General features: G+C 69.9%; 8 protein-coding genes and 2 pseudogenes. 4 read left to right on the top strand and 6 right to left on the bottom strand.

What is annotated here, in order from left to right:
* Positions 1 to 177 precede the first annotated feature (177 nt).
* On the bottom strand, positions 178 to 714 hold the full coding sequence (locus ACFVST_RS21225) for an NUDIX domain-containing protein (RefSeq protein WP_390154148.1): 537 nt from the start codon (positions 712 to 714) through the stop codon (positions 178 to 180).
* A 277-nt stretch (positions 715 to 991) separates the two neighbouring features.
* On the opposite strand from ACFVST_RS21225, the gene ACFVST_RS21220 reads away from it, so the two are divergent.
* Together ACFVST_RS21220 and ACFVST_RS21215 are read left to right on the top strand one after the other, a co-directional pair.
* A complete protein-coding gene (locus ACFVST_RS21220) occupies positions 992 to 1,474 on the top strand; it encodes a hypothetical protein (RefSeq protein ID WP_390154146.1) in 483 nt (160 codons plus the stop codon).
* 116 nt (positions 1,475 to 1,590) lie between these two features.
* Positions 1,591 to 1,772 (top strand): annotated as a pseudogene (locus ACFVST_RS21215) (IS5/IS1182 family transposase); the annotation flags it as partial.
* A 14-nt stretch (positions 1,773 to 1,786) separates the two neighbouring features.
* Here ACFVST_RS21215 and ACFVST_RS21210 read toward each other — a convergent pair.
* Complete coding sequence (locus ACFVST_RS21210) at positions 1,787 to 2,551, bottom strand: IS5 family transposase (RefSeq protein ID WP_390154143.1); 765 nt, start codon at positions 2,549 to 2,551, stop codon at positions 1,787 to 1,789.
* A 438-nt stretch (positions 2,552 to 2,989) separates the two neighbouring features.
* Here ACFVST_RS21210 and ACFVST_RS21205 point away from each other — a divergent pair, with 438 nt between their 5' ends.
* Positions 2,990 to 3,730: an alpha/beta hydrolase gene (locus ACFVST_RS21205; RefSeq protein ID WP_390154140.1), complete on the top strand. Its 741-nt coding sequence runs from the start codon at positions 2,990 to 2,992 to the stop codon at positions 3,728 to 3,730.
* A 223-nt stretch (positions 3,731 to 3,953) separates the two neighbouring features.
* A pseudogene (locus tag ACFVST_RS21200) lies at positions 3,954 to 4,235 on the top strand (XRE family transcriptional regulator); the annotation flags it as partial.
* 135 nt (positions 4,236 to 4,370) lie between these two features.
* Here ACFVST_RS21200 and ACFVST_RS21195 read toward each other — a convergent pair.
* The 4 genes from ACFVST_RS21195 to ACFVST_RS21180 form a co-directional block, all read right to left on the bottom strand.
* Entirely contained in the window at positions 4,371 to 5,258 is an 888-nt protein-coding gene (locus ACFVST_RS21195) for a GH25 family lysozyme (RefSeq protein ID WP_390154137.1), read from the bottom strand.
* A 488-nt stretch (positions 5,259 to 5,746) separates the two neighbouring features.
* Entirely contained in the window at positions 5,747 to 6,754 is a 1,008-nt protein-coding gene (locus ACFVST_RS21190; protein WP_390154135.1) for an alpha/beta hydrolase, read from the bottom strand.
* A gap of 88 nt (positions 6,755 to 6,842) precedes the next feature.
* Positions 6,843 to 8,474, bottom strand: coding sequence for a phosphodiester glycosidase family protein (locus tag ACFVST_RS21185; RefSeq protein WP_390154133.1), 1,632 nt, complete (start codon positions 8,472 to 8,474; stop codon positions 6,843 to 6,845).
* Positions 8,475 to 8,505: 31 nt separating this feature from the next.
* Positions 8,506 to 9,696: an SGNH/GDSL hydrolase family protein gene (locus ACFVST_RS21180; protein ID WP_390154130.1), complete on the bottom strand. Its 1,191-nt coding sequence runs from the start codon at positions 9,694 to 9,696 to the stop codon at positions 8,506 to 8,508.
* Positions 9,697 to 9,725 lie beyond the last annotated feature (29 nt).

The following is a 9,725-nucleotide window of genomic DNA, read 5'->3' as shown; positions in this document are numbered from 1 at the left end:
CTGGGCACTCGACCTCATAACCCTCGGCGAACCCTACGTCTTCTGCGCCAGAGACGAACACGACACCCGATACACCTTCACCACCCAGACCGTGACACCCCAACTCCCGCCCGCCTCAAGGAAGTTCCCGAAGTTCCCGGCAGTGGCCGGGTGCCCCCACCGCTCAGGTGTGGGCGGCTACTGGTCCCAGCCGTTCAGGGAGACTTCCGGGCCTCCGTCGAGGTAGCTGTGGAGAGCGCTCGCAGTGGTGTCCACGAACTCCTCCGGGATGGCGTCGGTCCCGACCCAGCGGACCTGGGCGTGCTTGCGCGGCTCGCGGTTCTCGGGCTCGCCGGTCCATTCATGGGCGACGAAGACGACCGTCAGAAATCCGTTGGGGGCTTCGACTCCCCATGCTCCGTGGATGATGTGGGCGACCTTGAGGGACTCCGGCTGCACGGTGAGGCCGGTCTCCTCGTACAGCTCGCGCACCGCGGTTTCGGTGATCGGCTCGCCGGGTTCGCTCTTGCCGACGGGCAGGTCCCACATGCATTGGGCGAACTTGGCGTTCTCGCTGCGCTGGAGGAGCACGACGCGGTTGGTGGCCTGGTCGTGGACGATGACGGCGGCGACCAGCAGGGTCATGGATTCGAGTGCGGGTTTGAGGGCTTCGGGCTGGTCGTCGGTGGTCGGTTGCGCCACTGTGCGTCCCTTCGTCGGCCGGTTGGTGGGCATGTTAGGCAAGTGCTTCGCGGGCTCGGCGGGCGAGTTCGGCGGCGCCCGGTACCTTGCGGCGCTGATAGATCGCGAGGGTGGACCGCAGTGAGCCCTTTCCAACCTCCCGCGTCGGCTGGGCAGTTGGCCTGACGGACGGGTGAAGCCCCTGGTAGATGGGTTTTCGACCAAGAGAACCGTCTCCAACGATCACAAGCGGCCCGTTCCAGCACGCACCCCCAGCGACCAGCTCATGCGATTATCAGCCCTACGAACGAGCCTGTGAAGGAGTCGCGAGGTGGGTCACGAGTCATCGCACTACCGAAGGCTCTACCGGCAGTCACTCTTCTACCGACCCGGAAGCACGCTGCTGACCACGATCCGCGCGTACACGGGCAGGCCCACACCTGCCCGCCCCGACGACCCGGCTGTCCGTTTCCATCCCGAAGGAGTCGCGTACCACCAGGCATTCGGATACGTCCCCGTGATCAAACTGGGCTGGCCGGCGGTCCGAGCGGTCGCCGTTCTCCCCGGACCGGTCCCGGACCGACAGGCCCTGTGCGTGTACCGGATCAACGAACCACCACAGCCCGACGTCCCGGCCGACGAAGTGTTCACCGGCACTGGCCGGGGCCTCGGAGCCCACTTCCAGGCGCTGTTCGGCACGAGACTCGTGGTGAATCTGCACCACGTACGGGGCCCGTCACTGAAGAAACTCGCCCGGCGCCTACCCGTCTGGATAGACGGGCGCATCACCCTCACCACCGAACGCCCGGCCTGAAGCAGGCCGCCCACCAGGGGCTCTGTGGGCACATCGACTGGAGCACGCGGGCCCGCCGGGGACCGTAAGACGTTCGTTTGACAGACCCTGTCCACGCAATGAGGGTCCATGACCAACGCACCCCTGGGACCAGGGGCTTCACTCCGATCCCGAAGCGGTGGACGGTCGAGCGGACCTACGGCTGGCTGATGCGCCACCGCTGGCCCGCGACTACGAAGCCCTCCCGGCCCGCTCCGAAGCCGTGATTCACCTCGCCATGACCGACCTCATGGCCCGCCGACTCACCGGCGAGAACACTGAGCTTTTCCATCCTCAGTCTGAGCTGGCCAGATGGAGGGTGAGGACAGCTTGGACGAGGCTCGTGATACGGGTCGTCGAGCAGCGGAGCTTGCGGAGGAGCCGCCAGGACTTGAGGGTGGCGATGGCCTGCTCGACCAGTGCCCGGACCTTCGCATGGGACCGGTTGACGGACTGCTGACCCGTGGAGAGGCGGTCCCATCGGCCGCGGTAAGGGAGACGGACCGTGCCACCTGCGCCCTGGTAGCCCTTGTCCGCCCAGCAGGTGATGCCGGCCTCGGCGAGGGCGTCGATGATGCCGTGCTCGCGTGCGGCCCGGACGTCATGGACGGCACCGGCCAGGGCCGGTGAAGCCCACAGGAGACGACCCTTCGGGTCGGCTATGACCTGCACATTCATGCCGTGCTTCTTGTGTTTGCCCGAGTAGAAGGGACGGTCGGCGGCGATCCGGTCGATCGGCAGAAGCGTCCCGTCCAGGATCAGATAGGCCTTCATCGACGCGGCCCGTACGGCGTCGGCGAGCGTGGGGGCCAGGGCGGCCAGGAGCACGACGGCCTCGTTGACGTACCGGTAGACGGTGGTGGTGCCGACGCCGAAACCGGCCGCGAGCTGGGCATAGGGCTGGCCGTTGCGGAGGTGGGCGAGGGTGAGCAGGGCCTGTCGGCCCGCGCTCAGGCGCCGCCATCGGGTGCCGAGAGTGCGGCGGCGTTCCCTCAAGCGGGCGGCGAGGAAGCGGAGGGCGGAGCTGGACACGTCGACGCCGGACGAGTAGACAAGCATGCGAAGCCTCTGGTGGAGACGGTTCTCTTGGTCGAAAACCCATCTACCAGGGGCTTCACCCGTCCGTCAGGCCAACTGCCCAGCCGACGCGGGAGGTTGGACAGGGCTCAGTGGCTTTGTTCACGAGAAGCGACAGCACCTATACACGAGGTTTGGGAGGCGTCGGCGGTGCGTTGTGTTCGATATTCATGAGAAGCCACAGCGCCAGTGCACCCCGCTTCCCGAGTGGGTCTCTGAGGCTGCGCCACGGAGACTCCGCAAAACCCGTTAGAGGACGAGGGCGACACCTGCTACGTTTCCGGGAGGCCGTGCGAGAGATTGAGGAGGTGGTACCCGTGAACACAGTATCGACGTGGGTGCTCCCCTCCGGGGTCACGGTCGGGCGATAGGCAGGTCGTCCGGGAGCGCCGTTCCAGTGCACTCCCGAAAGGCACGACCATGCATTTCACTTCCGAGCAGCCCCTCGACGACGGCATCCTCGAACGCGAGTTCACCCTCGGCGAGATCCCCGGATTCCTGTGGACGCCCGAATCCGCATCCACATCCGCACCGGCGCCGCTGATCCTGCTCAGCCCCCCTCCGCTCGGGCTGCGCAAGGTGTACCCCCGACTGGTGGCCCGAGCCCGGCACGCCGCGGCGGACGGCTTCGCCACGGCCGCCATCGAGCTCCCCGGAAACGGCGACCGCCCCCGCCTGCCCGGCGCCGAGCAGGCCCTCGCCGACCTGCGCCGGGCACTGGAGGCCGGCGAGCCGGTCAGCGACGAGATCATCGATGCCCTCATCCTCCCCCTGGTCGACAAGGCGGTCCCGGAATGGCAGGCCGCCCTGGACGCCATCCTGTCGCTGCCCGAGATCGGCGGCCCGGTCGGGTATTCGGGGGGAGTGATCTCCATCGGGACCCGGCTGGCGGTGGTCGAGCCGCGCATCTCGGCTGCTGTTCTGTTCGCCGGGAGTTTCGTGCCTCGCGCGATGTTCGAGGAGGCCCGGCAGGTCACCATTCCGCTGCATGTCCTGCTGCAGTGGGACGACGAAGGGAACGACCGGCAGGCCGCCCTGGACCTGTTCGACGCGTTCGGCTCCGAGGAGAAGACCCTCCACGCCAACATGGGCGGGCACACCGGTGTCCCGCAGTTCGCAGGGGACGCCGCGGCCCAGTTCTTCACCCGCCATCTGAAGTGAGGCCGGGCCGTCAGATCGGCAGCAGACGTTAACTGGTGTCGGTCGACATGCCGCTCATCGAAGGTAGGTAGCGGCCCTCCGAAGGGTTCGTCACCGTGGGCCCCTGCTGAACTCTCGGCAGGGGCCTGTTCTTCCTGAAGCCATGAATCGTTCGATTTCTGCAGAGCTTCGAGTGCTGCCCAAACTTGTGTATAGGTGCTGCCGGTTCTCGTGAACAAAGCCACTCATCGGGGAGTTGGCGATGGGCAGCGAGCGCTTCCGCCGCCTGTGGGCCCGTGCCGACGTGTGTGCCCGCACCCATGGGCGCAGGGCGTACCGGCATCCGCTGGTCGGGCTGCTGGAGTTGCACCAGGAGAATTTCGCGCTGCCGGACGGGTCGGGCATGGAGTTGCTGGTGCTGTCCGCGGCGCCCGGCAGCCCCACCGAGGACGGTCTGCGGCTGCTGGCGGGCCTGGGGGCGGAGGGCGATGCCGCGGGTGCGGACGTGGAAGTCCGGCGGAGGTGAGAGGTGTCCCTCTGAGGGGTCTCCCGCGCGGTCAACTCCGGGGCGGAGCAGGCTCGTTGGGCTGCTCCGCCCCGGGTGTGGCGGCGGCCGGGGGTGCGGTCCCCGGCGGCCGTCAGCGGGTGGCGGCCGGAGCCGTCACGCGGTGTTGTTGGCCAGGGCCAGCAGACGGGAGCGGTCGCCGCCGAAGACATCGCGGTCGACGTTCCCGGCGACGCCGTTCACCCTGCCGGTGGAGCTGTACTGCCAGACGGTGTAGAAGGGGAAGCCGCGCGGGATGGCGGGGCTGCCGGTGGTCCAGTGGGCCACCCACAGCGGGCTCCTGGCGGACATGCCGGACCAGCCGCCGGTGCAGGAGTTCCACCAGCTCGCGGTGGTGTAGATGACGACGTCGCGGCCGGTGCGGGCCTTGTACCGGTTGTAGAAGTCCAGGATCCAGGACTGCATCGACGCGGCCGACTTGCCGTAGCAGCTTCCCTCGATGTCCAGCACGCCGGGGAGGGTCAGGTTGTCGCGGGACCAGGCGCCGCCGTTGCTGGCGAAGTAGTCGGCCTGGGCCGCGCCGCCGGACACATCGGGCCGCGCGAAGTGGTAGGCGCCCCGGACCACCTTGGCGTTGTAGGCGTTGACGTAGTTGGCGTTGAACGTCGGGTCCTTGTACGTGAGGCCCTCGGTCGCCTTCATCCAGGCGAACTCGATGCCCGCGGCGCGGACCGAGCTCCAGTTGATGCCGCCCTGCCAGCTGGAGACGTCGATGCCCTGGGGGTTCGCCTGGAGGTTGGCGCTGGGGCCCGACGCGGGCTTGCCGAGGTGCAGTTGCCCGGTGTCGGGCTTGAAGTCCTTGCGGTCCTGGACGTAACCGACGCCCATGTAGCCCTTGCCCTGCGGTACGGGGTCGTGCGAGGCGGGGGCCGCGGAGGCGGTGCCCGACATCAGGCTGAAGGTCAGTGCGGCGCTGGTACCGATGACGCCTGCCGCGGTGAGTCTTCGCTGGGGGGACGTGAGGGAGAGGCTCCGAGGGAACAAGGTTTCCTCCTGTTTGGTGGGGGCGAGCTGCGATGGTGCACGAGTGGTGCCGAGTAGTGCTGCGGTGCGGTGGATCTCGGCGCGCCGTGCGAGCGCGGCGCGGCAAACAGAAAGACGTACGGAGTGCGGCCGGCCAGGAGCGGTCGGGCGCGCGCTTCTCCCGTGGTGGAATCTACGCGCGTCCAGTTGACGCGAGCACGACATAGTTTCCACGGGAAAGCAGTTTTGGTAAACGACTTTCCGGCCCATTAGAGGTCTAGGCCAATCCTTGTCCGGCTGAGCTGCGGAAACAGCTCGGCGGCCGCAGAAATTTTATCAATTGGCGTATCCGCACAAGGAGTTGGCGGGCTTCCTGTGCTTCTTGCCCATCGGCTGCTTCCTGCCCCCCGGCTGCTTCCCGCCCATCGGATCGGGCCGCGGAACGGGTCGGCCGTCCCGGCGGCAGATGCCGGGACGGCCGGTGTGATCCGCTTACGGGTCCTCGGGGGTCAGCCCTCACCCCCGTCCACCCGGAGGGCGCCGAGCAGCATCGGCAGGGCGGAGTGCAGTTCGCGCTCCCAGTAGGACCAGCGGTGGGTGCCCGGTCCGTAGAAGTGGGTGGTCACCTGCTTGGCGCCGACCTCTTCCAGCCGGGCGGCGAGTGCGTGGTTCTGCCGGTTGAAGTCGGCCTCCACCGCGCTGGTGCTGCCCGCCGGGTCCAGGGGTCCGGTGGTGCCGTCACCGCAGGACAGGTACACGGGTATGGACCGCAGCCGCTTGGCCAGGTGGTACGGGTCGTGGGCCTGCCAGACGCGGCGCTGGGCGACCGGGTCGCCCCAGACCCGCAGCGGGTCGCCGCCCTGGCCGCCGAAGTACCCCAGGAGGCGCTTCTCGGACTCCTCGCTCAGCAGCGGGTGCACCGAGCCGGAGAAGGCGGCGGTCGCCTTGAACATGCCGGGGTGCCGGGCCGCGTACAGCAGGGCGCCCTGGCCTCCCATCGAGAGCCCGGCCACGACGCGGTTGCTGCCGGCGCCCCAGTCGCGCTCCAGGAGGTGCCGCAACTCCACGGTGTGGAAGGTCTCCCAGGCCGGGTCGCCGCCCTGGCCGTGGTTCCACCAGTCGCTGTACCAGCCGTTCCAGCCGGCCTCCGGCATCACCACCAGGACCTTGCGCAGGCTGTCGGTCCGCGCGAGGTCGGTGAGGGTGGACCACGCGGTGTAGTCGCCGCAGCAGCCGTGCAGCAGCCAGAGGGTGGGCCAGTGCCGGCTGCGGTCGTCCGGATCCCAGCCGTCGGGGGTGAGGAGCCGGACCTTGGCCGAACTGCCGCCCAGGGAGGGCGACTTGACGGTCAGATCGAGTTGGCGGTCCGCGACCCGGGTGGTGTCGACGACCTCGGCACCACCCGGTGCCGCGGCCCGGGTGGCGCCGGCTCCCCCTTCGGGTCCGGCCAGTGCCGGGGCGGCGGGGAGGAGGACGGCGAGCAGTGCGGTGAGGACGAGCAGGACACGGCTTCGCATGGCCTGTACGGAGGACACGGCGGCTCCCTGCGGTTGTTCGCTGCTTGGGGGTGTGTGCATGGGTGTGTGCGCTGGACCGGGACCGGGGTCAGTCCTTGTCGGGCAGGACCAACAGGGCGTCTCCGACGGGGCGTTCACCGGCTGCGTCGGACGGGCGGTTGATCACCTTGCCGTCGACCACGGCGGTGGTGGAGCCGCCGCCGTCGAAGTTGATCGCGTCGCGCATACCGAGCGCCCTGGCGACCTCGGCGGTCTCGGGGATGCTCAGCCCGAGCGCCCCGGTGCTGCGTCCGTCGGCGGTGACCAGCAGGGTCCGCCCGGCCGCGTCCACCCCGGCCAGGGTGCGCGGATTGCGCTTGTGGACCCAGCCGTAGTACCAGCTCGGGTCGCCGGGGTGCACCATGCCGTCGGTCGCCGGGGTGACGTGCAACTTGCCGTCGCGGACCAGTTCGGGGCCGCCGTTGATGACGTCGGTCCTCGGGGACGGCGAGACCGGCTTGCCCTTCCCGTCCAGCAGTGTCGTCTTCAGGCGCAGGGCCTCGCCGGTGCGGGCCAGGCCGGAGAGTTCGCCGACCCGCTTGCCGGTGGCCTGGACGGAGCTGCCGCCCGCGGGCAGCGGTCCGCCGCGCGGCGAGCGCATCTCCGCGACCCGGTCATGGGAGTCCAGGACGGCCTCCACGCCCTCGCCCTGCGGGGTGTTCTTGCCGAAGTCCGGTGTGAAGGCGACGAGTTGGTCCTTGTTGGTGCAGGTCACATCATGCAGCGGCAGGGAGGTCGGGGCGTCGTGCGCGCTGCCGCCGCAGTTCCTGATCAGGCCGGGTACGCGGTTGACGCCGTCCAGGTCCAGCGAGGTGCCGCGGGCGGTGGCCTCGCCCTTCCAGGTGAAGCGGTCGATCCGGCTCTGGCGGGCGTTGTCGTGGAAGACGAACGCGGGGCGCCCACTGACCGGTTCGCTCAGCAACCGGCCGTCGTAGACACCGACACCGGCCGGGTCGCCCGGGGCACCCGCCTTGGGATCGAGGACGAAGAACCCGCCGTTGACCGCCGCGGTCGCCCCCGCCGCCTTCGCCAGCTCGCTGGTCGTCTCCCGCTCCTCCAGATCGGGGCCGTACGCCGCGGACAGGCTGCCGTGGAATGCGCGCGGGTCGATGGTGAGCACCTCGACGCGCCAGGGGCCGCGGTCGGTGGCGGCGCCGTCCCAGCCGGTGTACCAGGCGGAACCGGTGTATCCGGCGGTCTTCAGCCGGGCCCGTTCCGCGTTGGCGGCGGCATCGGAGCCGAACGAGCCGACGCGGACCCGCCAGCCGAGCTCGCCGCCCGCGTAGTCGGTGGTCCGCTCGGTGGTGACCCGCTCCACGCGGGCCTCGAAGCCGTCCCGCTTCAGCCCGGCGGCCAGGGCGTCGGCACTCGCCTTGTCCTTCAGCGAGGTCGGCGGCGCGTCCGGGTCCGGTGAGGTCTCGCCGCCGGGGACGGACATCTCGACCGTCCAGTGCAGCGCCGCGTCCGCCTCGCCGCGCACGATACGGGTGAGGGTGACACCCGGCTGGAGTGTCGTGGTGGTCCGGGTCTCGGTGAGGCCGGAGGGGCCCAACGGCAGTGTGTGCCGGGCCTGTTGGGCGTCCGCGGAGGTCTGCGGGCCGGGGGACGCCTGCGCCGGGAGTGCGCCCGCCGTGACGAGGACCCCGAGGACAGCGGCCGCACCGCACAGTCTCTTCTTCATCTGCACCGCCTGAGAACGTGGAACGGGTGGATTACAGGACACGTCTGAGCACCCTGGTGTAGGCGTCGGCGTAGCGGACCATGCCGAGGTCGTTGGGGTGCGAGCCGTCGGTCGTCGCCTCGTCGTCGTCGCCGAGCAGATCGTCGCCCTTGAGGTAGGTGAGCTGCTTGACGCCCGAGGTGAGCAGGTTCTGGTAGGCCCGGCGGTACGCGGCACGGCTGCCGGCGAGCCGGGTGCGCTCGGCCTCGATCAGCCAGGCGTTGGCGTAGGTGCGGTCCTCGACCATCACGATCGGGGTGTCCGGCCGCGCGGCGCGGAGCCGGCGTACGAAGACCTCGCCGCGTTCGGCGACGAGGTCGGGCTCCATGTTGGGCAGGGCGTCGATGACAAAGGCCTCGGCGTCGAGTTCGGCGAGCAGATCGCCGACCTCCGGGTCCATGAAGGCGTTCCCGGAGAAGCCGAGGTTGACGGTGGGGCGGTCGAAGCGGCGCCCCAGGATGGAGGTGAACGCCATCCCGGGGCGGGAGGCGCAGGCGCCCTGGAGGATGGACGACCCGTAGAACACGACGGGTCTCTCGGTGCGCGGCCGGACGGCCTGGAAGGCGGCCCCCTTGGCGACACCGATCTGCACCGACTCCACGCCGTTGTACAGCGGCAGATAGGCCGTGTACCGGCGGGTGCCCGCGTCGAGTCCGGCGACCATACGGGCGTTCACCGACTGGGCGGTGGGCTTGATCACCGCGAGCCAGCGGTCCCGGCCGCGGGCGTCCTGGGCGTAGAGGTCGATCCCGCTGACGCCGGTGGCGGGCATGTGCGCCAGCGCCAGGCTCGGGGAGTGCAGGGTGTAACGGGCGTGGATGACGGGCGAGTCGGTGCGGAAGCGGGTCAGCATTCCCGCGGAGTTCCGGCTGAGGTTCCACACCGCGGCCCGTACCGTGCCCTCGGCCTTCGCGGGCAGCCGGTCGTAGTAGCGGGAGGTGTCGTTCCAGCCCTTGCCCTCCACGCCCCACTCCGCCACGTCGTACCAGGCGATGTCGTCCTCGATCGTCGCGTTCCGCTCAGCGGAGGCGGCGGAGGCGGCGGTGTCGGCTGCTGTGGAGGTGGTGGCCGCGGCGGCGGCCGGGGCTCCGCCGGTGACCGCGGGGCCGCCCAGTACCGCCGCGCTCGCCCCGAAGGCGGCCATTCCCAGCAACTGCTTGCGGGTGAGTCCCTGGCGCTCCATGGTTGGTCCCCTTCCGCGCGGGGCGGGGG

It is taken from the genome of Streptomyces sp. NPDC058045, assembly GCF_042885635.1.
Taxonomy (GTDB): Bacteria; Actinomycetota; Actinomycetes; order Streptomycetales; family Streptomycetaceae; genus Streptomyces.
The sequence above is the reverse complement of the archived record's forward strand: the minus strand, read 5'-3'. Positions and strand labels throughout refer to the sequence as shown.